Below are 24,278 nucleotides of genomic sequence, written 5' to 3' on the forward strand. Positions count from 1 at the left end.
GACTTAAATAAAAATTGCGTCGTTATCACAACGCAATTTTGAGTTACTCATTTTGATCTGGAATACGGTCAATACCTTCTAAAAATTTAGCTTCAGCCGTTTTTTCTTCAGCTGTTTCACCAATGGCCTTATTGGGAATTTTATCGGTATTAGCAAACATTTCAATGTGGCGTTTATGATCAATAAACGTCATTGGGGCATCACCGCCGTACTCACCATCTAAATTAATCTGAATTCGATCCTTGACGGGAGCAACCTTTACTTGACTAGTTTTTTTATAAATAATTCGTGGATCGTCAATATGCTTTCCACCATTTAACACCTTAGACAACAAATGAAGCATTTCGACGATATTACCGGTTTTGACAATAATCATCGTAAATTTACCGTCATCTAATTCGGCATCTGGAACGATTTGTTCTAACCCGCCTACCGAATTGGTTAAAGCCAGGAAAAACATTGAGGCTTTGCCTTTATACTCTCCATCATCATACTTAATATCCATTTCTACTGGACGGACCCGCGGCAATAATTCCGCTCCTTTAACTAAATAAGCCACATAGCCAAAAAGAGTCTTTAGGTTTGATGGAACATCATAAGTAATTTCGGCAATTTGACCACCAGCAGCAATGTTAATGAAGTAGTTTTCATTAGCTTGTCCGATATCCATTTTCACCGTTTGATTCTTTAAAATGATTTTAGCAGCTTCGACAGGATCTTCCCGTGGAATATGCAACGCCCGAGCATAGTCATTAGTTGTCCCAGCAGGAATGATCGCCATTTTAGGACGGTTTTTAAGCGGGGCAATCCCATTGACTACCTCGTTAATCGTACCGTCACCACCAGCAGCAACAAGCAACGCAAAACCGTCTTCAGCTGCTCGTCTAGCTTCATTTTTAGCTGAATTTTCAGCCGGTGTAGTAGCAAAAGCGCTGGCTTCATATCCAGCTTGTTCTAAAATATTTAAAATATCTATCATTTTTTGCTTCATTAATTCGCGCCCTGCCGTGGGGTTATAAATGACTCTCGCTCGTTTTTGCATACCTGTTATCCCATTTCGTTTATTTATTCATTGAAGTAATTAACAACTTATTAACCACAGTTGGGTTAGCTTTACCATGGGTTTGTTTCATAATTTGACCAACTAAAAAGCCAATTGCCCGATCCTTACCATTATGAAAATCTTCAATTGATTGTGGATTAGCTGCCAAAATTTCATCGACAATTGGTTGCAATTGAGCTGGATCAGATAATTGAACCATCCCGTTATCCTTCACAAATTGTTCGGGATCATTGCCTTTGGTGATCGCCTTAAAGACTTTTTTAGCCATTTTAGAAGAAATAGTTTCATCAGAAATCAAGTTCACCATTGAAGCTAAATGAGCAGGCGTAATCTTAGTATCTTGTAAATCAACCTGGTTATCGTTAAGGTAGGCATTTACGTCACCTTGCAAATAATTGGCGGCTAACTTAGGATCCGCTTTGAGCTCAATCATAGCATCATAAAAATCGGCCATTTCCTTGGTTTGAGTAATAACCATTGCATCATAATCTGTGATGCCTAATTCATTAACATAACGATCACGACGAGCTTTAGGTTCTTCTGGTAATTCTGACTTAATTTGGTTAATCCAATCATCAGAAATTGTTAGTGCTGGCAAATCAGGTTCTGGGAAATAACGATAATCATCGGCCCCTTCTTTGACCCGCATCAAAATAGTTTTACCAGATTTTTCATCAAAACGTCGGGTTTCTTGCCGAATAACGCCACCTGACATCAATACTTCTTGTTGCCGTTTTTCTTCGTAAGCCAAGCCCTTACGCACATAGTTAAAGGAGTTTAGGTTCTTTAACTCCGTTTTGGTACCATAAGCGGCTTGACCAATTGGACGAACTGAAATATTGACATCGACCCGCATGGAACCTTCTTCCATTTTCACATCAGAAACACCAGTAAATTGGATTTGTTGCCGTAATTCTTCTAGGTAAGCATATGCTTCATCAGGTGAAGCAATATCTGGCTTAGAAACTATTTCCACTAGCGGTGTACCTTGACGGTTTAAATCAACTAATGAATATCCAGTTTCATGACTGTTTTTACCAGCATCTTCTTCAATATGCATTTCAGAGATACCGATTTTTTTCTTGTTACCATCAACTTCAATTTCTACCCAACCATCGTGAGCCATTGGTGTTTCAGATTGCGTAATTTGGTAGGCCTTAGGATTATCAGGATAGAAATAATTCTTACGATCAAAGTGAGGATTAGGTTCAATTTCAGCATGAAGTGCTAACGCCGCTTTCATCCCAGCTTCAACAACTCCTTTGTTAGTGGTTGGTAAAACGCCAGGATAACCCCAATCAATAACATTGGTGTTTTCGTTAGGTGCTACCCCAAATTGAACGGGTGATGGACTGAAAATTTTAGAGTTAGTTTTTAATTCAACGTGGACTTCAAGACCAATCGTAGTTTCAAAATTCATTAGTTTTGTCCTCCTAACGTTGGTAATTGTTTATGAAAATCAGTAGCTTGTTCAAAAGCATTAGCCGTTTGATAAATTGTTGCTTCATCATATGGTCGACCAATTAATTGCATTCCCACTGGTAATCCGTCACTAAAGCCAGCCGGCATGCTAAGACCCGGTAACCCTGACATATTCAATGGTACCGTTAGGGCATCATTCATATACATAGTCATTGGATCATTAACTTCAGCACCAATCTTGTAAGCTGGTGTAGGTGCAGCTGGTGTCAAAATAACATCAACCTGCTTAAAGGCTTCCGTGTAATCATTATTCATTAACGTTCTAACTTGCGCTGCTTTTTTGAAGTAAGCGTCATAAAAACCAGCTGAGAGTGAATAAGTTCCAAGCATAATTCGACGTTTAACTTCATCACCAAAGCCTTCGGTTCGAGACATAACGTAAAGGTCTTCCAAATTTTTCGCTTCTGGTGAGCGGTATCCATAACGAATACCATCAAATCGTTGCAAATTAGACGATGCTTCTGAAGAAGTCAAAATGTAATAAGCTGCTACTCCATACTTAGTATTAGGTAGTGAGATATCTACAATTTTTGCTCCCAGTTGCTTATAGGTTTCTGCAGCTGCTAAAATAATTTCTTTTACTTTAGCGTCTACCCCATCACCTAAATATTCACTTGGTAACCCAATAGTTAAACCGGCTACTCCATTGTTTAAGTTAGCAGCAAAATCTGGAACAGCTTGATTAGAGCTAGTTAAATCATGATCGTCATGACCCGCAATCGCATTTAATACCGTTGCATTATCAGCTACATTTCTGGTCATAGGGCCAATTTGATCAAAGCTAGAACCAAATGCAATTAAGCCCCAACGAGAAACCCGACCATAAGTAGGCTTCATCCCCACAATTCCATTAAAGGACGCTGGTTGTCGAATAGAACCACCAGTGTCTGATCCTAAAGCAGCTAATACTTGACCTGAAGCGACCGCTGCAGCAGAACCACCAGAAGAACCACCAGGTACTCGATCCGTATCCCAGGGATTTTTAGTAATTTTAAAAGCTGAATTTTCGGTAGAACCACCCATCGCAAATTCATCCATGTTAGTTTTACCAACCATTACAGTATCAACGGCTGCTAATTTTTCAACAGCAGTGGCACTATAAATAGGTTTAAAATCAGCTAACATCTTAGAAGCTGCAGTAGTGTTAACGCCCTTAGTGACCAAATTATCTTTAAGAGCAATTGGCATCCCACTTAATAAATTCTCAGCATCAATCCCCTTTTCATCGATTGCTTTAGCACTAGCTAGAGCTTCTTCTTCGGTTACCGTGATAAAGGAATTAATATCTTTATCAACTACCTTAATATTAGCCAGGGTCGCTTTCGTTAATTCAGTAGCTGATAATTCCTTATTGACTAATTTATCGTGAATAGAATTCAAAGATTCATTCAAATAATTCATCTTAATTATCCTCACTTTCGTCAATAATCGTTGGTACTTTAATATAGCCGTCCATAGTTTCTGGCGCATTAGCTAGTAATTCATCGCGTTCTTGCCAATTATCAGCAATATCATCACGCATGACATTTAATTGATCAGTAACACTTACAGTCGGTTTAACCCCATCAGTGTTGACCTCACCTAAGGTTTCAAACAGACCAATAATTTGGCCTAGTTGCTCAGTAAAGTAAGGTAATTGTTCATCAGAAACACTTAGCTTTGCTAGACTAGCAACGTGTTTAACATCTTCTGCTGAGATTTTTTCACTCATTAAGATCCCTCTTTCTTTATCGGAATAATAACCCGTTTAATTTTATCATATAACTACTAATTCGCTTAGTAACTATTAAAAACGTGCGTACTAAATTTCTTTTCATTAGCGCCCCGACTCAAGAAGCTTTGAATGCCTTCCGTCGATTGAACGGTAATATCAATTGGCGCATTGGCTGGCAAGTAGCGTTGTGCTGTTGTTTGTAAGTACTGAGTAAAACTAATAATTTCAGTTTGACTATAAAATTGCGTGTTAATAGTTACGTTCATTCCACTTAATGAACCGTCCACGTATTTAGCTTGAGCAGTTACTCCACTTAAATTAGGGAAGAACTTTTGGGTTTGACTCTTGAAGTTTTCAAATGAATTTTCATCATTTTCATTAGGTGCCTTTTTGCCTGTTTTGATTGGAAAAACATAACTCTTAATATTTAATGGTTCCCAGCTAGATACTTTAGTAGTGCCACCATCATTCACAGAGTAAGCATAGAAGTTACCACCGACGAGACTATCATCTGACGCTTGTCGATACATTGCAATAACAATTGGAACATCTTTTAAGGCGCTCTTCTTACGTAATCTGGCCAAAACTTGATCAGCAATTTTTTTACCCTCTTGCTTCATTTGAGCGTTGCTAATTTCAGTTTCATAAGTAGCACCAAACTTATTCTTTTGATAATAATCAATCGAATTCATGGCTAGCCCAATAGTAACCCCTGAAAGTTTTAATGACTTACCATCTTGAGTCATGTAATCTTGTTCATCAATTTGAGATAAATAAATCGGGTTTCTTTTATTAGGATCGGTTGATTTATTAGCAGTGGGGTTTAACCCGTCCGGATTACTCTTAGTTTTTCGACCTAACCAATTAGTAACCGTTTTGGTAGACAAATATTGTCCTTCTTGAAAAATATATTTTTTAGTAGAAAATTCTTTTTTAGAAATATCTAATAATTGGTTCTCAAAGCCCTTGATATTAAATTGATTAGATTCTTGGGAAAGACTAACCCCTCGTGATTTACTAGTTCTATACTGACCGTCAGTAATCACTCCTTGATAGTCCTTGTTATTAGCCTGTCCCGTTAATTGTGTTGATTTTGAACCTGACGTGTTGGATGATGATCCACCCGATAAATTATCTGTGCTTCCACACGCTGTAAGCACCATGGCCATTAAAAGCATAGACATGCTGACTGCAAACTTTTTCAAAACTGAACCTCCATTATTCTTCACTGTTCATTGTGGCCTCAAAACGGGATTCGTCCCAAATTTCAATGCCTAATTCTTGAGCCTTAGTATACTTACTACCTGCATCAGCGCCAGCAATTACTAAGTCCGTTTTTTTGGAAACGGAACTGCTAACCTGGGCTCCATGATTTTCTAACCATTCAGTAGCAGTAGCTCGTGAAAAGGCCTGCAACTTACCAGTTAAGACGACTCGTTTACCGTTAAAGGAAGAGTCGGTTGCCGCTAATTTAGCTGAAGTGGGTCCTAAATAATTCATATTAACACCAACTTCGTCTAAAGCCACAATTAAAGCCTGGGCTTCGATAGTTTTAAAGTAGGTAACCACACTATCAGCAATTACTTCTCCCATCGTATCGATTAAGGCAATTTCATCCGCTGAAGCAGCCATAATTGCGGCCATACTGCCAAAGTGCTGTGCAATTAGACGAGCTGCTTTAGCCCCTACGTGACGAATACCTAAACCATATAATAATCGCTCTAAGGAGTTACTGCGACTATTATTAATAGCCGTTAATAAGTTATTAGCTGATTTCTCTCCAAATTTATTAAGGGTAATTAAATTATCAAAACTTAGAGTATATAACCCTGCCACGTCATTAACTAACTGTTTATCAAATAATTGTTGAATAATTTTGGGACCTAAGCCGTCAATATTCATTGCATCTCGTGAAGCGAAATGGGCCAAGCCTTCAGTTAATTGGGCTGGACATTTTGGATTTATACACCGTAACGCTACTTCTTCGTCCAAATGCACTAATTCTGAACCACATGAAGGACAAATATCGGGAATCACATATACCTGGCTATCAGCTGGCCGCTTGCTAGCAATATATGCCGAAATCTCTGGAATAATATCGCCGGCTTTGTGTAATTTGACCGTATCGCCAATTCGAATGTCTTTTTGAATTAAATAATCAGGATTATGCAACGAGGCTCTGGCTACCGTTGTTCCCGCCAAAGTGACCGGGTCCATAATGGCTGTCGGTGTAACCACACCAGTTCGACCAATGGTCCATTCAATATCACGAACTATTGTTTCAGCTTCTTCTGGTGGAAATTTATAAGCAATTGCCCAGCGAGGAACCTTAACTGTATTACCTAAGGACATTTGGGTAGCTAAATCATTTACCTTGATAACGATTCCATCAATACCGTAACTTAAATCATCTCGTTGTTCCTGATATTTACTGATAAACGCATCAATATCATCCATATCATCTACTACTGCATAAGTATCATTAATTTGGAAGCCTAATGTCGCTAACTCAGCTAACAACTCGCTTTGAGTAGTTGCTTGTAAATCAGAATAATCGGCTACATTATACATAAATGTACTGAGCTTACGCTTGGCTGTAACTTTAGCGTCTAGTTGCCGTAAACTACCAGCTGCCGCATTTCGTGGATTAGCAAATGGTTCCAGGCCGTCTGCTTGTCTTTGTTCGTTTAATTTTACAAACGAACTCTTAGGCATATAACATTCACCCCGAACCTCAATATCAATAGGCTTAGTTAATTTTTGCGGGATAGACGGAATTGTTTTTAAATTCTTGGTAATATCTTCGCCAATTTGGCCGTTCCCCCGCGTTGATCCCTGCACTAACAGACCATTTTCATAACGCAAGGAAATAGCTAACCCGTCAATTTTAAGTTCACAATTAAATTCTGGCTTCACCCCTTGGGTTATTAAGCGCTGAATGAATTCGCTTAGTTCAGTAGTGGAAAATACATCTCCTAGTGATAACATTTGGAATTCATGGCGTACTTTAGTAAATTCCGGCAAAGTATTATCACCGACTGCTTGTGTCGGTGAATCAGGCACAATAATTGTCGGAAAAGCCGTTTCTAATTCTACTAACTGTTGATAAGTCGCATCGTATTCGCTGTCTTCAACGCTGGGATTATCATAAGTATAGTATTCAGTCGCCCACTGTTTTAATTTGGTACGTAATTGTTGGGCTTCTTGGTTAGCTTGTTCTTCGGTCAGACGACTAATCGCTTCATTTACTGACATGAACAACTCTCCCTTTAATCTTGTTTAGTGATTGGGGCAAAGGCCGCTAGCAAACGTTTAATTCCTTGTTGATCAAAGGCGATATCTAATTCCATATCTTCACCTTGACCAGAAACTTTGACGACCGTTCCAATTCCCCAAGCTTTATGGCTAACTTTATCACCAATTTGCCAACTTTTCTTATTTGCTCCGGTTTCTTTAGGCTTTTCTACGATTTTACCTGGTCGACGATATGCTGAAGTTACCGCTGAATCAGTTCGACGATCAAACGGTGTCCGTAAAGTAGTTGCACTACTACGTTGCCGTTGATTCTCATATTTCAATAATTCTGGTGTAATTTCATTAACAAACCGGGATTCGGGATTACTTTGACGACGACCATATAAGGTTCTGGCAAAAGCATTAGTAATGTACAATTTTTGCTTAGCACGAGTAATTCCCACGTAAGCTAACCGGCGTTCTTCTTGCATTTCGGATTCGTTTTGATTAGCTCGAGACAATGGGAATAATCCTTCTTCCATCCCCATCATAAAGACTACCGGAAATTCCAAACCTTTGGCCGCATGTAAGGTCATCAAGGTAACTTGACTACTTTCTTCTTCAACATCATCTTGAGCAGAAACTAACGCTAAGTCACTCAAGAAATCAATTAAATTATCGGTGCCACTCCCATCAGGATGTTCATCATCGTACTTTTGGGTAACAGAAATGAATTCCTCGATGTTTTCCACTCGTGATTGTGATTCTAAGGTTTTAGAATTTTGTAACGTTGCTAGATAACCACTCTTATCTAAAATCAAATTAGTTAATTCAGTAATGTTCAATACATCAACTTGTGCTGCTATGCTATTCATCATTTGCGCAAAATCAGCAATTGCATTCTTGGCTCGACTGGATAAATCATTAGCCAAATCTGCATTTTGAGCGGCTTCTAATAAGCTCCACTGATGATCATTCGCAAATAACCGTAATTTATCTAGGCTGGTTTGGCCCACGCCGCGTTTGGGTTCATTAATGATTCTTTCAAAACTCATTGAATCTGCTGGATTGGCGACTAAAGTTAAGTACGATAATACGTCCCTAATTTCTTTTCGTTCGTAGAATTTATGACCACCAACCATCGTATAGGGAATATTAGATTTTAATAGCGTTTCTTCCATCACCCGTGATTGGGCATTAGTTCGATATAAAATGGCAATGCTACCATAATTACGATTAGCTTGTTTGACTTCTTCTTGAATTTGGGCAACCACGTAACGAGCTTCATCATTTTCAGTTTGTCCCCGATAATATGAAATTTGTTCCCCGTTATCATTTTGAGTCCACAAGTTCTTATCAGCCCGGTTATCGTTATTAGCGATCACTGCATTAGCTGCCGATAAAATTGTTTTGGTTGAACGATAGTTTTGCTCCAAGATGGTCACATGGGCGTCTGGATAATCATTTTTAAAGTTCAAAATATTTTCCATATTGGCGCCCCGCCAACCATAAATACTCTGATCGGCATCCCCCACTACGCAAAGGTTACGATAACGTTTAGCCAACATAGTAACTAACTTGTATTGGGCCTCATTGGTATCTTGATATTCATCGACATGAATATAGTGAAATTTTTCTTGATAATAAGTCAACGTTTCTGGATCATTTTCAAATAGTTGAATTGTCATCATGATCAAATCATCAAAGTCTAAGGCTTGATTACGTTTTAGGGCCGCTTGATAATTTTCATAAACATCACCCACTACGTTTTCAAAGAAGCCTGAATTTTGTTGTTTATATTCTACCGGACTTAACAAGTCATTTTTGGCATTTGAAATAGCTGATAAAATAGCCCGTGGATCAAACTTCTTACTGTCCAAATTCATATCAATCATAATACGCTTGATTAAAGTTCGTTGTTCACCAGTATCAGCAATTGTGAAGGCTTTGTTATATCCAATTTTATCAATATTGCGGCGCAGTATTTGCACACAAAGTGAATGAAAGGTCGACACCCAAACGTCGGAACCACTGCCACCTAACAGGTTATCGACTCTGGCCCGCATTTCTTTTGCGGCCTTGTTAGTAAACGTAATGGCTAAAATATTCCAGGGCTTAACTCCATCATTTTCAATCAAATAAGCGATTCGATGAGTTAATACTCGCGTCTTACCACTACCGGCCCCCGCCATAATGAGGACTGGTCCTTGCGTGTGAATTACCGCGTCTTTTTGTTCTTTATTAAGTTTTGCTACTAAATCCTCTTTCGTCACTAACTTTGTCTTCCTTTCAGTTAATTATCCAATCAATTATACCAAAAAATAGTTGTCTTTTCCGCTTCTCAGAAAATAAAAAAAGTCGGCTTCCCGACTATTTTTCAAGGTTATATTTACTTTCAAAATCAATATCTGGCCAAACACTGGTAGCCTCTATTTGTTTTAAGGTATCCGTCACCGCTGCAGTTGGAATTAATATATGTCCTCGGTTACCAGCAGTTTCATTAAAGGTTGAATTATAAAAAGTAAAATGCCAATTGTTTTTCAATACCCATTGAGTTTTAACTCGGTCAAAGTCTTGTCCCCGAATGGCTTGATAGACTGTTGGTAAATTAGACATTACTTCGCTAAGGGGCAGATTAGCGATGGCCCGAATATGTTGTTCAAATTCGGTCACATTCGCTGCATATTCAAACACAAATCCAGCGGAACCTAAATCAGGTGCTACTTTATTGACGTAAATGGACCCATTATCTGATAAGAAGAAGGTCACTTCAAACGTTCCCACATAATCGATATTAGTGGCAATTTCATTGGCAATTCGTTTCAATTCTTGATCCACCATTTCATCGATATCAGCTGGTGTATAGGCAGTAACCACTTGATTATCTTGATAAATCAATTCTAACGTGGGAAATAATTGTCGATTACCGACCATATCTCTGGTAACCACAATCGCATAGTCCACTTGATGTTCAATATAAGACTCTAAAACGTACGTCCCTTTATCAAGCATTTCGGTAGAATTAACGATATCAGTAGCAGTATTAATAAATAATTGCTTACCATTCAATAAATTTCGACTGATAGGCTTTAAAATGGCTGGATAGCCAATTGAGTTCATTCCTTGATAAACGTCTTCTAAATTAACAATGGTAATATACGGTGCCATATTAATATTTAAAGATTCAAAAAAACTACGTTCAATTAACCGATCTTGAATAATATCTAACAGTGTGTCTCGTTGCGGAACCATCGTAAAGCGTGAAATAAATTTGATAGTTTCTGGACTGATTTTATCACTATTGTAAGTAACCACGTCACAACGTTCGGCAAACATCTTTAACAATTCTCGATCACTTAAAGAACCTAGGTACTTATAATCAGCTAATTGCATCGCTTCTGAATTTTCATCAGTACCATAGATGCCGACATTAAAACCCATGCGCTTTGCTGTTGTTATTAAGGTTGCACTACTTTGATTATCTCCGATAACGCCAATGGTTGCGCCCGGGTAAAGAGTCCGTTCATCCGCCAACATTCTTCACTACTTTCGTTTTAATCTATCTTAATAATAAGGTTTCCTTATCTCTTTGACAAATTATTTACCGCATTAATTAAAAAGTTTACCAATAATTAGGCTTCTGGTACGAATTTAACTTCGCCATCTTCAAAAGCGGCAATTCGAGCTAATGATTCCACTCTAATTCCAGTTTCTTCAATCATTTCACGACCCTTTTGGAAACTCTTTTCGATAACAATACCAATACCAGCAACATCAACATCAGCTACCTTAGCAATTTCTAGCAAACCTTGAACAGCTTGACCGTTAGCTAAAAAGTCATCAATAATTAAAATTTTATCATCTGAATTTAAGAATCGTTTATCAATACTAATATCATTGTTAACTTGCTTAGTATATGAATAAACGGTTGCAGTATATAAGTTATCGGTCAAAGTAAGACTCTTATGTTTTCTAGCAAAAATCATCGGAACATCGAGGTGCAAGGCAGCCATTAAAGCGGGTGCAATTCCTGATGATTCAACCGTTACGACCTTGGTGACGCCAGCATCCTTAAATAAACGAGCAAATTCTTTTCCCATTTCATCCATCAATACTGGATCTACCTGATGATTTAAAAAGTTATCAACTTTTAAAACGTTCCCCGCTAATACTTTTCCATCTTCTCTAATTCGGTCTTCTAATAACTTCATGTTGCCATCCTTTCTATTGGTCGTACTGGTTTAAATTATATTTTTGAATAATTGATACTAATTTTTGGGTGTAGCTAGGATCAGTAGCATAGCCATCCGTTTGTAACCCGATTGCCGCTTCTCGATAATTATTAGCACTAATCACGTCAATATATTGATTACTATTCCAATTAGTGCCGTAAGCAAGCAAACGATCGTGGGCCTCAATGGAAGCATCCCAACTATCATAGACCTGAAACTTGGCCTTGACCGTCTCATAGCGGCCGTTTTGATACTCTTTAGTACTAAGCGTTACATTATTACTATCGTTGGCCTTAACTCCAAAGAGGTTATTATATTTGCTAGCTAGTGTGCTCGTGCCCCAATCTGACTCCAAAATGGCTTGTGCAATTGTAATACTTGGCAAAACGCCATACGATGATTGCATTTTTTGAGCCGTGGGGACGATCTTATTAATAAATCGTTGATGCGCTTGTGAGCCCTCCTCCTGATTGACATTTTGTGTCGCTGTCACCTGGTTAAAATTAGTGGTAAACAGCCGTACACTTCCCAACACTACTAAACTAAAAACCAACATAATAATTACCAAAGACCGGTTACGTTGGCGGACCGCTTTGCTTTTTTTCCGTCTTCTCTTTGCCACAGATACCCCAATCTTTCATTAGTTTAAAACTATTTTAGCCGTAATTGCCGGCAATAACAATTAATAATTTGATAAAGTTTTTGTTTGACATTGGTTATTGTTTCGGTTATGTTAGTTTCTGATACTTTAAACACGGAGATGAATTAAATGGCTAAAAATACTGAACCATCAGCAGAACAAGCTAAATTCCACGTTGGTGACGAAGTCGGCTTTAAGTTAGATAAAGAAGACTTTACTGGATTTATTGATAAAGGTTATACTAATTCATTTTTAATTACATTTGAATCGGCTGATCCCGAGATTATCGATAAATATCACAACAAAGTAGTTATCAATAACAAGGCCTTAACTTTGATTAAGGCTGCTCCTCAACCAGAAGTAGAAGAAACTGAAGATGACGCTGAAGACGAAAAGAAGTAACTTCAATTGAAGTTACTTCTTTTTTATTTGTTGTCAGTTTTATTTTTTGTCAACTTAAAGGTTTTTACCGTAGTTTTAAAATATGTTTGTAAATGTTGTTGTAGTTCATCCATTGCTGCATCTGCTCGTTGAGCCTGTTCTTTATTTACTGATTCAATAACCAGTATTGCGTTGGCAGTATTTTCAGTTAACATTGTTCTTTTAGCCTCACGCCAGTTAAGACAACGACAAATGGCGCCAGTATCATCAGCATAAATCATTTCATTAGGTAATGCTGGTGAGTCAGCCTCAGATCCCAATGGCCAAAAAGATTCTCCACCAGTGGCCAACCCCAAAGTCATGCTACCATCAATTTGATCAACATCTTCTCCACCAACAGGTACCCCATATTTCATGGAAACACTATTATAAAAATCTACTAACGGATTAATACTAGCAAATTGATGTCATTGACTAACCCGCTTTAATAAAGCCTCGATAGAAGAACGAGCGCCTTTTTTGGTTTTAAATTTTCTAAGAGCCTGACGCCACTGAGCTACTACTTCATTTTCACTAAAAACGTCAGCCGTAATAAATTGTTGTGCATCCCTAGTTGCGCTCTCTAATAACTTATTAAATGTCGCTTCTTGGTCATTACTTTGGTGGTTATCAATATCTTGTAACGCCAATAAATTTATTTGACCTTCAGGAAATAATTCCCAAAATTCCGGTTTTGCAATTACAGTTTGCATTATTATTCCTCCAATATTTTAGTCATAATCCAATCACTTTGAACACTATTACCAAGGGTAAAAATATGTTTTTGGGTGCGCAAAAAGCCAGCTTGAAGATAAAATTGTTGTGCCAATAAATTATGTTCCCATACCCCTAACCAGACCGCCGTTTTTTTTAGTTGAACGGCTTTTTTTATTGCCCAATCCAGTAATTGTTGCCCCACTCCCAATTGCTGATATTCTTCAACCACATAGATTCGTTGTATCTCTAAAGCGTGCGGATAATCAGGCTCCGTTTGGGCTGCTGCAACATTGATTTTTAAATAACCCACTACCCTAGATCCAGATTCAGCAAAATAAAACTGAGAGTCTGGATTAGCCAACTCCTTTTTTAATTTTATCTCATTAAAATGGTTAGCTAGATAACGCTTCAGGTCAGCGGCGGTATTTTGCATTCCAAAAGTATCCACAAAAGTTTGGCGACTGATTTCAACTAACTTATCTATGTCCGTTACTTGAACTGTCTTTATTTTGATTTTCATACTGCTTCAGGTACCTCCTGGTGCCACCACCTTTAACCAAATTCCAATCACCATTAACGTTAACCTCTACACGTTTTAATAGTTTTTGTAGTTGCTCAGCCTCCGTAGAGCTAAGACCAGTTAACGCTATCTGATTGGAGTAATCATTTTCCATCTTAATGATTGGATAAATGGCTAGGCCCCGTTCGGTAGCAAAAATTTGTTTATTTTTTTTATTGCTCGCGTTACTTTGTCGTTTGATTAATCCATTGGTTTCTAGTTTTTTAACTGCCCGCGCTACCGTAGACCGATCTACTTTTAAGATGGCAGATAATTCTTCAGAAATAATTCCTGGTTGTTCACAAATTCGAACCAAATAAAGATATTGTCCCTTTGTTAAATCATATGGCTTAAATTCAATGTTACTAATCGAATCTAGCGCTCGTGCAATATTGCCTAATGATCTCAAAATTTCTACCATATATTTTCTCCTACTTAAACATCTTACTTTATTATATGGGATTTTGTTGCAAATGCAATATTATATCTATGAATACCCGTTATAGTATTTGCTAAACCAAAACGATAATAATCAACATTGTTCAATAAGTGCATCAACAAGTGCATTGACAAATTAGTAACACATTGTTTAATATACCCTATGAGGTATATTAAATTAATTGGAGGCAGTCTATGTTTTCCTTATTTCACCGTATTCCCAGCATTTCAACAACGGAATTAACCGCTCAAATCAAACGGCGGCCGACATTGTTAGATGTTCGCACCGCTACTGAATATCGTTCTGGGCACATCGCTATTGCTACGAATTGGCCGCTAGCTAAAATTAATCAGTATAAACGTCAAACCAGTGAACCAATCTATTTGATTTGTCAATCTGGTCGTCGCAGTAAACAGGCCGCTAAAATTTTACGAACCAATGGTTATCAAGTGATTAATGTCCGCGGTGGTATGAATTCATGGACTGGTCCCATTCGTAGTGGCAAATAACTCTATTTTTTCAAAGGAGATTTTTATGTTTAATAATATTACAACCGTTGAATTAGCAACCAAAATGCAAGCTGGTTCAGTGGACTTAATCGATGTCAGAGAAGACTATGAGTTTAATGATGGGCATGTTCCTGGCGCCGTTAATCTACCGCTGAGCCAATTAGCTAATAATTATAAGAATTTATCACCAGATCACGCTTATTATTTAATTTGTCGTTCTGGTGCCCGCTCGGCTAATGCTGCTGCTTTTTTAACCCAACAAGGTTATCAAGTTACTAACGTTACTGGGGGTATGTTAGCGTGGGAAGGTGCGGTAATATAATGGCTACTTGTGATAAAACCGTCTTGAACCGTTTAAAACGGACGGAAGGCCAACTTCGCGGCGTGCAAAAAATGCTTACCGAAGACCAAGATTGTGCCGCCATTGTCACTCAGTTAAGTGCCGTTCGTTCTAGTGTAGATCGCATTATGGGTCTGATTGTCGCTGAAAATTTAAAAAACTGTTTTGAAAACCCAGAAATAAATACAGCTACCCAAGAAAAAAAAGTGGCCGAAGCTATTAAATTAATTATGAAAAAATAAAAAGTCCCCTGAAACTGTCACATACCAGTTTCGGGGGTTTTTATTATTTGATAGTAGCGAATAAATCATTAAATGCTTCGGTCATGGTTGGATGGGCGTAAATTTGATCTCGTAGTACTTCATAATGTAGGTGTTGGTGCATAGCTAAAGAAACAACGTTAATTAATTCTTGAGCATCAATACAGTACAACGTGGCTCCTAGAATTTCATGAGTTTCTGGACTCACTAATACTTTTAAGTATCCGGTAGTATTTCCCAATACATGAGCCTTAGGAACTGCTTTGGTGGCTAATTTCCCCACTTTGTAAGCAATTTGCTCTTTTTGAGCTTGTTCTTCATTTATACCAATCGTTGCTATAGGGGTGTTTAAAAAGACAACGTGTGGAACTAATTCTTGTTCTAGTACCGTTCGCTTACCATCTCCTACTAACTGATCTAATACAATCCGGTAGTCATCCAAGGAAAGATATGTAAATTGTGCCCCGCCTCGAACATCTCCCATTGCCCAAATATTTTTAACATTAGTGCGGAGATGATCATCGACAATAATGCCCCGCTGATTAGTGGCAATACCAGCATTTTTTAAACCTAAATGAGCAATATTAGCTTTTCTACCAGTGGCCACCAAAATGGTATCGGCTGTTATTTGCTGAGCCTGACCCGCCCGTTCAAATTCGATTCGAGCCGCTCCGACCTGATCGACCACCTTAGTTACCTGAGCTTTTAATTCAAATTGCACTCCCTTAGCCGCCAAATCCCGTTGTACCGCTACTGCTAATTCACGTTCATCTCGTGGCATAAATTGATCATTAGCATCAATAATTGTGACCTGCGAGCCAAAGTTAGCATAGATAGAAGCAAACTCTAGCCCAATATAGCCGCCACCGATAATCACTAATTTTTGGGGTAATCGTTTTTGATCCATTAAAGTTTCACTGGTTTGCATAAAAATACTATCTTTGAGACCAGTAATCTCTGGAATGATGGGCGTACTACCAGTATTAATAAAAATACGGTCACCACTAATTTGATCAGTTTTGCCATTTTGATAAGTAACTTTAAGTTGCTTCGGTGCTTCGAACTCTGCCCAGCCGTTTAAAACAGTTACGGTCGCTTGATCGCTTAATTTATGAAGATTACTGTACCGCAACGTACCAGTTACATCGTTTTTATTCATGATAGCATTGAAATAATTTTCTTGAGCGTCACCCAAGCGATTATTTTGCGAGCTGGTTAATAATGTTTTGGTCGGAATGCAAGCTACGTTAATACATGTTCCCCCATACATCTTATCGGATGCTTCAATCATAATTACCGATTCCCCTCGGTTAGCCAAAGCACCGGCCAAAGTTTTTGCCGCCTTACCAAAGCCAATAAAAACGTTTTGTGCAGTAATCATAAGTAATTCCTCCCTAAATTTTGAATTAAGATTAAGCCCATGTTAGTAATAAATGTCACCGGGTGTCAAACGATTGGCTCAAATAAGGATTTAAACACAAAAAAACACCCACCAATTGGTGAGTGTTTGGCAAAACGAAAAGATAAATCTTAACGCTTTGAGAATTGTGAAGCTTTACGAGCTTTCTTAAGACCTGGCTTCTTACGTTCCTTCATACGAGGGTCACGAGTAAGTAAACCAGCACGCTTTAGTGGACCACGGAAGTCTGGATCAACTTCGAGAAGTGCACGAGCGATACCATGACGAGTTGCGCCGGCTTGACCGGAGAAACCACCACCGTTAACGTTAACCAAGGCATCATAGTTGCCAAGAGTTTCAGTTACGTTGAATGGTTGCATAACAACTTCACGTAAATTAGCAAAAGGAATGTATTCTTCGATTGCTTTATCATTCATAACAATTTTACCAGTGCCGGGAACTAAACGAACCCGTGCCACTGAATCTTTACGACGGCCAGTGCCGCGATATTGTACTTGAGCCAATGCTGTTTCCTCCTTAGATTAAGTTAGTAATGTCCAAAACTTCTGGTTTTTGTGCTTGTTGTTCGTAGTCAGGACCTGCATAAACATGCAACTTCAAACCAATTTTGCGACCTAACGTTCCGTGAGGAAGCATACCCTTAACTGAAGTTTCGATTAACTTTTCAGGGTTCTTGTCGCGGAAGTCACCAGCAGTTCTTTGTTTCAAACCACCGATAAACTTACTGTGACGGTAGTACATTTTCTTTTTAGCCTTGTGACCGGTAAGGGCTACTTGACCAGCGTTAATAACGATAACGTTATCACCAGTATCCACATTGGGAGTGAATGTTGGTTTATTTTTTCCTCTTAAGATTGAAGCGACAACTGTTGATAAACGTCCCAAAGGAACATCAGTTGCATCGATAACGTACCATTTACGTTCTACTTCACCTGGTTTTGCCATATATGTTGTACGCACGTTTGATTCCTCCATGTTCTGTGTTTGTTTGACACCAAAATAAGATTCCGGGGCTTATCAGTGGGGCAAACAATACCAACTACAATAATACAAATTATTATAACAAAAGTCAATTTATTTCATTAAATCAACGTTGATATTTTGGTATTTTTACCGGATGTTTCGGGTCATCACCTTCATAATAAACTCGTTTTAAATAAAGACCACTAGCTGGCATCGTTAAGCGCGCTTGGTTTCTATCCTTAACTTCAAATAAACGCTTAACATCAGTCACTGGACGAATACCGGCCCCAATCTGAACCACTACCCCGACTAAAATTCGCACCATATTATATAAAAAGCCGTTACCATAAAACTCAATTTGCAATTCATTTTGATCAGTTAATAAGCGTGCTTCCGCCGAATAAATCGTTCTGACGTTAGACTTAGCTGAAGATCCTGACGCCACAAAGCTACTAAAATCATGTTCTCCAACCAATTGTGCCAATGCCGCATTAATCTTTTCCATGTCGACCGGATACTTCCAGTGCCCCGTATAATTGCGCTTAAATGGGTCAATAAATTCACCCAGGTCTAATCGATACATATATCGTTTGCCAGACACGTCGTAACGTGCGTGAAAATTGCTAGCAACGATTTCAACTTTTTTAACCTGCATATCCAGTGGTAGCATACTGTTTAAGGCCCGATACATCGCTTGTTCGCTCATATCAAACGGAAAATCAAAATGAACTGTTTGTGCCAGTGCATGAACTCCGGCATCGGTGCGTCCGGAACCATATACAACAATAGCTGGATTCGGTGTTTTAGCCATTGTATTGACAATTTTGGTTAAAACCCCTTCAATTGTTCTTTTGTTTGGTTGACGCTGAAAGCCACTAAATCTAGTGCCATCATACGCCACTGTTATTTTGTATCGAATCATTATTCCTACTTTCTAACGAAGAAAATTAGTCCGCCCACCAGCAAAAAAACAACCCAAGTTAATGTATCTTTGACTTGCCAGTGGTAAACCCGATATTTACTTCGGTGTTCACTATCAGTAAACCCCCGTGCCTCCATTGCCGTTGATAATTCTTCAGCATGGTTAATAGCCCCAGTAAATAACGGAATTAGCAGTGGTACTGCCGTTTTAATTCGTTGCTTAAGACTACCACTCCCAAAATCAACTCCCCGAGAACGTTGCGCATTCATTATGGTAGTCATTTCATCCATTAAGGTTGGCACAAACCGCAGGGCAATCGATAACATTAGGGCCAAAGTATCGACCGGAAATTTAACTTTTTTTAGTGGTTTTAAAATTGTTTGAACCCCATCAGCAATTGCTAGTGGCGATGTGGTTAAGGTCAATACGGTCGAAATCATGATGATTAATAAGAAGCGCACAAAGACGAACCCCCCATTAACCAAACCTAATTGAGTAATCGTAAAAGGTCCCCAGTGCCAGAGTACTTTACCACCCGCACTAAATAGAATTTGCAAAATGACGGTAAAAATAATCAACCAAATCATCGGGCGAATTCCTTTAATGAAAAAACTGACTGAAATTCCTGAAAGTAAAATTGCCGCAATGATGAGTACCGATAAGATGGCATAGGTAATTACGTTGTTAGCTAGAAAAATAATAGCCACAAAGTAAAAAGTTAACAGCAACTTAGATTGGGGACTCATTTGATGAATAAAGGAATTCCCTGGTAAATAACGTCCTAAAATTAAATTATTCATGGCTGTCCCCCCTTAGCGTTTGGGTAATGGCCATCGTTAATTGATCTAATCCTAACGGCACATCCATTAATGGAAATCCTGCCGCTTTTAACTTAGCCGCAAAAGCAGTACTAGTAGGCAGAGTTAGTTGCATTTGTTTAACCCATTTTTTATCACTAAAAATTTGAGCTGGAGTTCCTACTTTCTGAACGGTTCCAGCACTCATGACTACCACCTGGTCAGCAGCTTGAATTACGTCATCCATTTGATGAGTTACTACAACAATCGTCATATGCTGTTGTTCATGCAATTGTTGAACCAATTGCATAATTTCATCATGTCCTCTGGGATCTAGCCCAGCGGTGGGTTCATCCAAGATTAAAATTTCCGGTTGCATGGCCAAAACTCCAGCAATGGCTACTCGTCGCATTTGTCCTCCCGATAAATCCAATGGTGCCGTATCTTGATACTTTTGTGGTAGTCCCACTAAATCCATTGCTTTCAGCCCAGCTTGAAGCGCTTCTTCATCACTGGCTCCATAATTTTTGGGACCAAACATAATATCTTTAATTACAGTTTCTTCAAATAGTTGTTTTTCGGGAAACTGAAATACCATTCCCACTTGTTTTCTAAGTGGTCGTAAATTTTTATTAGTAGTCTGGTTATCAATGGTAAAATCACCAACAGTAACCGTTCCATTAGTTGGTTTAAGTAATGCATTAATATGTTGAATTAACGTTGATTTCCCACTACCCGTATGGCCAATAATGGCAGTATAGCTGTCAGCAGAAATAGTTAGACTAACATCACTTAACGCCTCGTGGGCCTCAGGCGAACCTGCCTGATAAGTATAGCTTACTTGGTCGAATTGTATGTTTGCAGCCACTGAATCAGCTCCTTTTCATCCATGTACTGCTTTGGGATTGGTATATTTTGATCCCGTAAACGCTGCGCTAATTGTACCACAAATGGGGTATCCAAACCGTAGTGGGTTAATTTATCAGTTTCTTCAAAAATTTGAGCTGGTGTCGTTTCTTCGACTACCTCGCCCTGATTCAGTAAGAGCACCCGATCGGCTAAGGCGGCTTCATTAATATCATGAGTAATTGAAATAACGGTTAAATTGCGTTCAGCTTTTAACTGCCGAATAAGTTGAATAATATCTTGACGACCTAAAGGATCTAACATACTGGTCGCCTCATCTAAAATAATAATTTGTGGTTCTACCGCCAAAATTCCGGCAATGGCTACTCTTTGTTTTTGACCACCAGATAAACTGGCGGGAATTCGATCTTTAAAATTCCACATATTAACTAGTTTCAAATTTTTTTCAACTAGTTTTACCATTTGCTCTCGAGGGACTTGGCGATTTTCCAATCCAAAAGCAACGTCTTCTTCAACCGTGGCTCCTACAAATTGATTATCTGGGTTTTGAAAAACAATGCCAATTTGATCTCTAATGGCAGCCAAATTTTCGTAATTCAAAATTAAGCCCCCCACAGTAATGGTCCCTGTATCAAATTCTAACAAACCATCAATTAGCTTAGCCAAGGTACTTTTACCACTACCATTTTGACCAATTACTGCTAACCATTCGCCAGCCTTGACCGCCATAGACAGATCCTTAAATACCGGTGTTTTTTCGTTATATTCAAATGATAAATGATCGACCGTAATGATATTTGCCATCGTTGCTCTTCCTTTATCTTTTATGTACAAAAAAATCACCCCAGATTAACGGTGCATGAGAACTAACTCTCACATTCAAACTAGACTAGGATAAAATCCACCATCATAACGTTCTATACCGAAAATCCGAGTGATTCTCGTGAAAACAAATTGTTTAATTATAAATTAGTCAACTAATTGTAAAATGACCATTTGAGCACCATCACCACGACGTGGCATAGTCTTCATAATGCGAGTGTAACCACCATTACGGTCAGCGTATTTTTCAGCTAATTCGCCAAATACCTTTTGTAAAGCAGTGGTTACAGTAATATCATCACCATCTTCTTTAACATCGGCAACAACATCACGTAAGTACGAAGCGGCTTGACGACGAGCATGAAGGTCTCCACGCTTGCCAAGTGAGATCATTTTATCAGTTGTTGAGCGAACTTCCTTAGCCTTAGCTTCAGTAGTCGTAATTTGACCATTAACAATTAAATCAGTAGTTAAGTTACGTAGCAAAGCTTTACGGTGTTCACTAGTTCGTTGCAATTTCCGATAACTCATGAATGAATGTCCTCCCTATTCTTTAGTCTTCTTTGCGCAATGATAATCCAAGAGCTGCCAATTTTTCCTTAACTTCTTCAAGGGATTTACGGCCCAAGTTACGAACCTTCATCATATCGGCTTCTGACTTATCAGTTAATTCTTGAACAGTATTAATACCTGCTCGTTTCAAACAATTGTAAGAACGAACTGAAAGATCTAGTTCTTCGATCGTCATTTCTAGCATTTTTTCCTTGTGTGTTTCTTCTTTCTCGACCATGATTTCAGCATTTTTAGCTTCATCGGTGAGATTTACAAACATTTCAAGGTGTTCAGTGAGAATTTTAGCGGCCAAGCTAATTGCTTCACTAGCAGTGATAGAGCCATCGCTCCAGACGTCTAATGTCAGCTTGTCGAAATCATCTCTTTGACCAACTCGTGTGCTTTCAACTTGATAGTTAACACGTTCAATTGGGGTATAAATGGAATCTACGGCCAAAACACCGATTGGCATTTCAGTACTGCGCTTTTTGTTTTCCACAGCTGATACGTATCCACGACCACGATTAGCCGTTAAACGCATGTGGAAAGTAGCACCGTCTGCTACCGTTGCGATGTGAAGATCCGGATTCAAAATAGTAACATCACTACCAGCAACAATGTCTCCAGCTGTTACATCAGCAGGACCAACTACTTCAATTTCAAGATTTTCTTCTTCGTCCTCAGGTCCATCTAATTTCAAAGAAATTTTCTTAACATTCAAAATAATTTGAGTGACATCTTCAACAACACCTTTGATTGTTGAAAATTCATGAAGGACATCGTCAATTTGAATGCTTGTAACTGCGGCGCCGGGAAGAGAAGACAATAAGGTTCTACGAAGAGAGTTTCCCAACGTAGTACCATATCCACGTTCCAATGGTTCAACAATTACTTCACCAAAATTATCTGTTTCTTCAACTTTATGAATGTTAGGCTTTTCAAATTCAATCATTCTTATCATTAACCCCTTTCAAAACGTGCGAGTTTATTTTCTTAAACATTCGGAAGTGACTCAAAAAACTCCCTCAGTACTAAACTCGACGACGCTTTGGAGGACGAGATCCATTATGAGGAACTGGAGTAACGTCACGAATGGCAGTAACTTCCAATCCAGTTGCTTGAAGAGCACGGATAGCTGATTCACGACCTGAACCAGGACCTTTAACAGCAACTTCAACAGTCTTCATGCCATGTTCCATAGCTGCTTTAGCAGCAGCTTCTGAAGCCATTTGAGCAGCAAAAGGAGTTGACTTACGGCTACCACGGAATCCAAGCGCACCAGCAGATGACCAAGAAATAGCGTTTCCTTGTGCATCAGTAATCATCACTAACGTATTGTTAAAAGTTGAGTGAATGTGAGCCACACCGGATTCAACGTTCTTCTTCGTCCGGCGTTTGTGATTTGATTTTCTCTTTACCATAGAAATAGATAACCTCCTTTTTTATAAGTTTGATTTCTTACCTGCAACAGCGACAGCCTTACCCTTACGAGTACGAGCGTTGTTTTTAGTATGTTGACCACGAACAGGCAAACCACGACGATGACGCATACCTCTGTATGAGCCAATTTCTTGTAGTCGCTTAATGTTCATGCTTACTTCACGACGTAAATCACCTTCGATTTTGTAACCATCAACGACGGAACGAATCTTGTCTTCTTGATCAGGAGTTAAATCCCGAACACGGACATCTTCAGACACGCCAGCTTGTTCCAAAATCTTTTTGGCAGTGGTGTTACCAATACCATAAATATAAGTTAATCCAATTACAATTCGTTTATCACGAGGTAAATCAATTCCGGCAATACGAGCCATTAACATGCACCTCCTAGTTTCGTTTATTTACCTTGACGTTGTTTATGCTTAGGGTTAGCAGAGCAAATAACCATTACTCGACCCTTACGCTTAATAACACGGCAATGTTCACACATTGGTTTTACAGATGGTCTTACTTTCATTTTTAACCCTCCTTAAAAAATGACAAAGACTGTTTATTACTTAAATCGATAAGTAATTCGACCTTTACTTAGGTCGTAAGGAGACATTTCAACAGTAACTTTGTCGCCGGGTAAAATTCGAATGTAATGCATTCTAATTTTCCCAGAAACGTGAGCTAAGATTTCGTGGCCATTTTCTAATTCAACCCGAAACATAGCATTTGGTAAAGTTTCAGTAACTTTACCTTCAATTTCAATAACATTATCCTTAGCCATTATTTACACCTCCAACTGAAAAGTTAGATTGACACTACTCATCAACACAATAGCTAACGACCAGTCTACCATAATTAAATTAGCATATCAATCTTGTAGTCCAAAACAATGGAG

The 24,278-nt window shown here is 38.6% G+C and carries 29 protein-coding genes and 1 pseudogene; 4 read left to right on the plus strand and 26 right to left on the minus strand.

What is annotated here, in order from left to right:
- Positions 1 to 43: 43 nt before the first annotated feature.
- The 10 genes from HII32_RS00770 to HII32_RS00815 form a co-directional block, all read right to left on the minus strand.
- Complete coding sequence (locus tag HII32_RS00770; RefSeq protein ID WP_172187365.1) at positions 44 to 1,042, minus strand: diacylglycerol kinase; 999 nt, start codon at positions 1,040 to 1,042, stop codon at positions 44 to 46.
- Positions 1,043 to 1,061: 19 nt separating this feature from the next.
- On the minus strand, positions 1,062 to 2,483 hold the full coding sequence (gene gatB / locus HII32_RS00775; protein WP_172187367.1) for an Asp-tRNA(Asn)/Glu-tRNA(Gln) amidotransferase subunit GatB: 1,422 nt from the start codon (positions 2,481 to 2,483) through the stop codon (positions 1,062 to 1,064).
- Positions 2,483 to 3,946: an Asp-tRNA(Asn)/Glu-tRNA(Gln) amidotransferase subunit GatA gene (gene gatA, locus HII32_RS00780; protein ID WP_172187369.1), complete on the minus strand. Its 1,464-nt coding sequence runs from the start codon at positions 3,944 to 3,946 to the stop codon at positions 2,483 to 2,485. The genes gatB and gatA overlap by 1 nt, the downstream gene beginning before the upstream one ends.
- A gap of 1 nt (position 3,947) precedes the next feature.
- Positions 3,948 to 4,256 (minus strand): Asp-tRNA(Asn)/Glu-tRNA(Gln) amidotransferase subunit GatC, encoded by a 309-nt coding sequence (gatC, locus tag HII32_RS00785; RefSeq protein WP_172187371.1) that lies wholly within the window; start codon positions 4,254 to 4,256, stop codon positions 3,948 to 3,950.
- Positions 4,257 to 4,321: 65 nt separating this feature from the next.
- A complete protein-coding gene (locus HII32_RS00790) occupies positions 4,322 to 5,443 on the minus strand; it encodes a CamS family sex pheromone protein (protein WP_172188719.1) in 1,122 nt (373 codons plus the stop codon).
- A 34-nt stretch (positions 5,444 to 5,477) separates the two neighbouring features.
- Positions 5,478 to 7,514, minus strand: a complete 2,037-nt coding sequence (gene ligA, locus HII32_RS00795) for an NAD-dependent DNA ligase LigA (RefSeq protein ID WP_172187373.1) — start codon at positions 7,512 to 7,514, stop codon at positions 5,478 to 5,480.
- 14 nt (positions 7,515 to 7,528) lie between these two features.
- Positions 7,529 to 9,766, minus strand: a complete 2,238-nt coding sequence (pcrA, locus tag HII32_RS00800; RefSeq protein ID WP_172187375.1) for a DNA helicase PcrA — start codon at positions 9,764 to 9,766, stop codon at positions 7,529 to 7,531.
- Between the two features lie 97 nt (positions 9,767 to 9,863).
- Positions 9,864 to 11,030 carry an ATP-grasp domain-containing protein gene (locus HII32_RS00805; RefSeq protein ID WP_246224788.1) on the minus strand — a complete coding sequence of 389 codons (1,167 nt, stop codon included), beginning with the start codon at positions 11,028 to 11,030 and terminating at the stop codon, positions 9,864 to 9,866.
- A 95-nt stretch (positions 11,031 to 11,125) separates the two neighbouring features.
- A complete protein-coding gene (locus tag HII32_RS00810; RefSeq protein ID WP_172187377.1) occupies positions 11,126 to 11,704 on the minus strand; it encodes a xanthine phosphoribosyltransferase in 579 nt (192 codons plus the stop codon).
- Positions 11,705 to 11,717: 13 nt separating this feature from the next.
- Complete coding sequence (locus HII32_RS00815) at positions 11,718 to 12,347, minus strand: glycoside hydrolase family 73 protein (protein ID WP_343034630.1); 630 nt, start codon at positions 12,345 to 12,347, stop codon at positions 11,718 to 11,720.
- Positions 12,348 to 12,494: 147 nt separating this feature from the next.
- Here HII32_RS00815 and HII32_RS00820 point away from each other — a divergent pair, with 147 nt between their 5' ends.
- On the plus strand, positions 12,495 to 12,767 hold the full coding sequence (locus tag HII32_RS00820) for a DUF2187 domain-containing protein (RefSeq protein WP_172187379.1): 273 nt from the start codon (positions 12,495 to 12,497) through the stop codon (positions 12,765 to 12,767).
- 23 nt (positions 12,768 to 12,790) lie between these two features.
- On the opposite strand, the pseudogene HII32_RS00825 reads toward HII32_RS00820, so the two are convergent.
- The 3 genes and pseudogenes from HII32_RS00825 to HII32_RS00835 form a co-directional block, all read right to left on the minus strand.
- Positions 12,791 to 13,498, minus strand: a pseudogene (locus HII32_RS00825) (B3/B4 domain-containing protein).
- A gap of 2 nt (positions 13,499 to 13,500) precedes the next feature.
- On the minus strand, positions 13,501 to 14,022 hold the full coding sequence (locus HII32_RS00830; protein ID WP_172187381.1) for a GNAT family N-acetyltransferase: 522 nt from the start codon (positions 14,020 to 14,022) through the stop codon (positions 13,501 to 13,503).
- Positions 13,979 to 14,482, minus strand: coding sequence for a MarR family winged helix-turn-helix transcriptional regulator (locus tag HII32_RS00835; RefSeq protein ID WP_172187383.1), 504 nt, complete (start codon positions 14,480 to 14,482; stop codon positions 13,979 to 13,981). The genes HII32_RS00830 and HII32_RS00835 overlap by 44 nt, the downstream gene beginning before the upstream one ends.
- A gap of 212 nt (positions 14,483 to 14,694) precedes the next feature.
- On the opposite strand from HII32_RS00835, the gene HII32_RS00840 reads away from it, so the two are divergent.
- From HII32_RS00840 to HII32_RS00850, 3 genes are read left to right on the plus strand one after another with little or no spacing between them, the layout of a single operon-like run.
- Entirely contained in the window at positions 14,695 to 15,009 is a 315-nt protein-coding gene (locus tag HII32_RS00840; RefSeq protein WP_172187385.1) for a rhodanese-like domain-containing protein, read from the plus strand.
- A 25-nt stretch (positions 15,010 to 15,034) separates the two neighbouring features.
- Positions 15,035 to 15,331: a rhodanese-like domain-containing protein gene (locus HII32_RS00845; protein WP_172187387.1), complete on the plus strand. Its 297-nt coding sequence runs from the start codon at positions 15,035 to 15,037 to the stop codon at positions 15,329 to 15,331.
- The gene (locus HII32_RS00850; protein WP_172187389.1) at positions 15,331 to 15,591 is read left to right on the plus strand and encodes a metal-sensitive transcriptional regulator; all 261 of its coding nucleotides are present in this window, start codon (positions 15,331 to 15,333) and stop codon (positions 15,589 to 15,591) included. The genes HII32_RS00845 and HII32_RS00850 overlap by 1 nt, the downstream gene beginning before the upstream one ends.
- A gap of 43 nt (positions 15,592 to 15,634) precedes the next feature.
- On the opposite strand, the gene HII32_RS00855 is transcribed toward HII32_RS00850, so the two are convergent.
- The 13 genes from HII32_RS00855 to infA form a co-directional block, all read right to left on the minus strand.
- Positions 15,635 to 16,990 carry an FAD-dependent oxidoreductase gene (locus HII32_RS00855; protein WP_172187391.1) on the minus strand — a complete coding sequence of 452 codons (1,356 nt, stop codon included), beginning with the start codon at positions 16,988 to 16,990 and terminating at the stop codon, positions 15,635 to 15,637.
- A 149-nt stretch (positions 16,991 to 17,139) separates the two neighbouring features.
- Entirely contained in the window at positions 17,140 to 17,532 is a 393-nt protein-coding gene (gene rpsI, locus HII32_RS00860) for a 30S ribosomal protein S9 (protein ID WP_054671452.1), read from the minus strand.
- Between the two features lie 13 nt (positions 17,533 to 17,545).
- The gene (gene rplM, locus HII32_RS00865; RefSeq protein ID WP_172187393.1) at positions 17,546 to 17,989 is read right to left on the minus strand and encodes a 50S ribosomal protein L13; all 444 of its coding nucleotides are present in this window, start codon (positions 17,987 to 17,989) and stop codon (positions 17,546 to 17,548) included.
- Positions 17,990 to 18,116: 127 nt separating this feature from the next.
- Complete coding sequence (truA, locus tag HII32_RS00870) at positions 18,117 to 18,914, minus strand: tRNA pseudouridine(38-40) synthase TruA (protein WP_172187395.1); 798 nt, start codon at positions 18,912 to 18,914, stop codon at positions 18,117 to 18,119.
- Positions 18,915 to 18,919: 5 nt separating this feature from the next.
- Entirely contained in the window at positions 18,920 to 19,714 is a 795-nt protein-coding gene (locus tag HII32_RS00875; protein WP_172187397.1) for an energy-coupling factor transporter transmembrane component T family protein, read from the minus strand.
- Complete coding sequence (locus HII32_RS00880) at positions 19,707 to 20,579, minus strand: energy-coupling factor transporter ATPase (protein ID WP_172187399.1); 873 nt, start codon at positions 20,577 to 20,579, stop codon at positions 19,707 to 19,709. Before HII32_RS00880 ends, HII32_RS00875 begins: the two co-directional genes overlap by 8 nt.
- Positions 20,549 to 21,382 carry an energy-coupling factor ABC transporter ATP-binding protein gene (locus HII32_RS00885; RefSeq protein WP_172187401.1) on the minus strand — a complete coding sequence of 278 codons (834 nt, stop codon included), beginning with the start codon at positions 21,380 to 21,382 and terminating at the stop codon, positions 20,549 to 20,551. Before HII32_RS00885 ends, HII32_RS00880 begins: the two co-directional genes overlap by 31 nt.
- A 165-nt stretch (positions 21,383 to 21,547) precedes the next feature.
- Positions 21,548 to 21,931 carry a 50S ribosomal protein L17 gene (gene rplQ, locus HII32_RS00890; RefSeq protein ID WP_172187403.1) on the minus strand — a complete coding sequence of 128 codons (384 nt, stop codon included), beginning with the start codon at positions 21,929 to 21,931 and terminating at the stop codon, positions 21,548 to 21,550.
- Between the two features lie 22 nt (positions 21,932 to 21,953).
- Complete coding sequence (locus tag HII32_RS00895) at positions 21,954 to 22,904, minus strand: DNA-directed RNA polymerase subunit alpha (protein ID WP_172187405.1); 951 nt, start codon at positions 22,902 to 22,904, stop codon at positions 21,954 to 21,956.
- Positions 22,905 to 22,983: 79 nt separating this feature from the next.
- Positions 22,984 to 23,373 carry a 30S ribosomal protein S11 gene (rpsK, locus tag HII32_RS00900; RefSeq protein ID WP_172187407.1) on the minus strand — a complete coding sequence of 130 codons (390 nt, stop codon included), beginning with the start codon at positions 23,371 to 23,373 and terminating at the stop codon, positions 22,984 to 22,986.
- A gap of 21 nt (positions 23,374 to 23,394) precedes the next feature.
- Positions 23,395 to 23,766 (minus strand): 30S ribosomal protein S13, encoded by a 372-nt coding sequence (gene rpsM / locus HII32_RS00905; RefSeq protein WP_172187409.1) that lies wholly within the window; start codon positions 23,764 to 23,766, stop codon positions 23,395 to 23,397.
- Positions 23,767 to 23,789: 23 nt separating this feature from the next.
- On the minus strand, positions 23,790 to 23,909 hold the full coding sequence (rpmJ, locus tag HII32_RS00910; protein WP_172187411.1) for a 50S ribosomal protein L36: 120 nt from the start codon (positions 23,907 to 23,909) through the stop codon (positions 23,790 to 23,792).
- A 36-nt stretch (positions 23,910 to 23,945) separates the two neighbouring features.
- Entirely contained in the window at positions 23,946 to 24,164 is a 219-nt protein-coding gene (infA, locus tag HII32_RS00915; RefSeq protein ID WP_172187413.1) for a translation initiation factor IF-1, read from the minus strand.
- Positions 24,165 to 24,278: the final 114 nt, after the last annotated feature.

The sequence above is a fragment of the Lentilactobacillus kribbianus genome, from assembly GCF_013184075.1.
GTDB classification, from domain to species: Bacteria; Bacillota; Bacilli; order Lactobacillales; family Lactobacillaceae; genus Lentilactobacillus; species Lentilactobacillus kribbianus.

Excerpts from the sequence above, each read along its gene's own strand:
- HII32_RS00770 (WP_172187365.1), bottom strand. The coding sequence starts at position 1,042 with ATGCAAAAACGAGCGAGAGTCATTTATAACCCCACGGCAGGGCGCGAA.
- gatB (WP_172187367.1), bottom strand. The coding sequence starts at position 2,483 with ATGAATTTTGAAACTACGATTGGTCTTGAAGTCCACGTTGAATTAAAA.
- gatA (WP_172187369.1), bottom strand. The coding sequence starts at position 3,946 with ATGAATTATTTGAATGAATCTTTGAATTCTATTCACGATAAATTAGTC.
- gatC (WP_172187371.1), bottom strand. The coding sequence starts at position 4,256 with ATGAGTGAAAAAATCTCAGCAGAAGATGTTAAACACGTTGCTAGTCTA.
- HII32_RS00790 (WP_172188719.1), bottom strand. The coding sequence starts at position 5,443 with ATGTCTATGCTTTTAATGGCCATGGTGCTTACAGCGTGTGGAAGCACA.
- ligA (WP_172187373.1), bottom strand. The coding sequence starts at position 7,514 with ATGTCAGTAAATGAAGCGATTAGTCGTCTGACCGAAGAACAAGCTAAC.
- HII32_RS00805 (WP_246224788.1), bottom strand. The coding sequence starts at position 11,030 with ATGTTGGCGGATGAACGGACTCTTTACCCGGGCGCAACCATTGGCGTT.
- HII32_RS00810 (WP_172187377.1), bottom strand. The coding sequence starts at position 11,704 with ATGAAGTTATTAGAAGACCGAATTAGAGAAGATGGAAAAGTATTAGCG.
- HII32_RS00820 (WP_172187379.1), top strand. The coding sequence starts at position 12,495 with ATGGCTAAAAATACTGAACCATCAGCAGAACAAGCTAAATTCCACGTT.
- HII32_RS00830 (WP_172187381.1), bottom strand. The coding sequence starts at position 14,022 with ATGAAAATCAAAATAAAGACAGTTCAAGTAACGGACATAGATAAGTTA.
- HII32_RS00835 (WP_172187383.1), bottom strand. The coding sequence starts at position 14,482 with ATGGTAGAAATTTTGAGATCATTAGGCAATATTGCACGAGCGCTAGAT.
- HII32_RS00840 (WP_172187385.1), top strand. The coding sequence starts at position 14,695 with ATGTTTTCCTTATTTCACCGTATTCCCAGCATTTCAACAACGGAATTA.
- HII32_RS00845 (WP_172187387.1), top strand. The coding sequence starts at position 15,035 with ATGTTTAATAATATTACAACCGTTGAATTAGCAACCAAAATGCAAGCT.
- HII32_RS00850 (WP_172187389.1), top strand. The coding sequence starts at position 15,331 with ATGGCTACTTGTGATAAAACCGTCTTGAACCGTTTAAAACGGACGGAA.
- HII32_RS00855 (WP_172187391.1), bottom strand. The coding sequence starts at position 16,990 with ATGATTACTGCACAAAACGTTTTTATTGGCTTTGGTAAGGCGGCAAAA.
- truA (WP_172187395.1), bottom strand. The coding sequence starts at position 18,914 with ATGATTCGATACAAAATAACAGTGGCGTATGATGGCACTAGATTTAGT.
- HII32_RS00875 (WP_172187397.1), bottom strand. The coding sequence starts at position 19,714 with ATGAATAATTTAATTTTAGGACGTTATTTACCAGGGAATTCCTTTATT.
- HII32_RS00885 (WP_172187401.1), bottom strand. The coding sequence starts at position 21,382 with ATGGCAAATATCATTACGGTCGATCATTTATCATTTGAATATAACGAA.
- rplQ (WP_172187403.1), bottom strand. The coding sequence starts at position 21,931 with ATGAGTTATCGGAAATTGCAACGAACTAGTGAACACCGTAAAGCTTTG.
- HII32_RS00895 (WP_172187405.1), bottom strand. The coding sequence starts at position 22,904 with ATGATTGAATTTGAAAAGCCTAACATTCATAAAGTTGAAGAAACAGAT.
- rpsK (WP_172187407.1), bottom strand. The coding sequence starts at position 23,373 with ATGGTAAAGAGAAAATCAAATCACAAACGCCGGACGAAGAAGAACGTT.
- rpsM (WP_172187409.1), bottom strand. The coding sequence starts at position 23,766 with ATGGCTCGTATTGCCGGAATTGATTTACCTCGTGATAAACGAATTGTA.
- rpmJ (WP_172187411.1), bottom strand. The coding sequence starts at position 23,909 with ATGAAAGTAAGACCATCTGTAAAACCAATGTGTGAACATTGCCGTGTT.
- infA (WP_172187413.1), bottom strand. The coding sequence starts at position 24,164 with ATGGCTAAGGATAATGTTATTGAAATTGAAGGTAAAGTTACTGAAACT.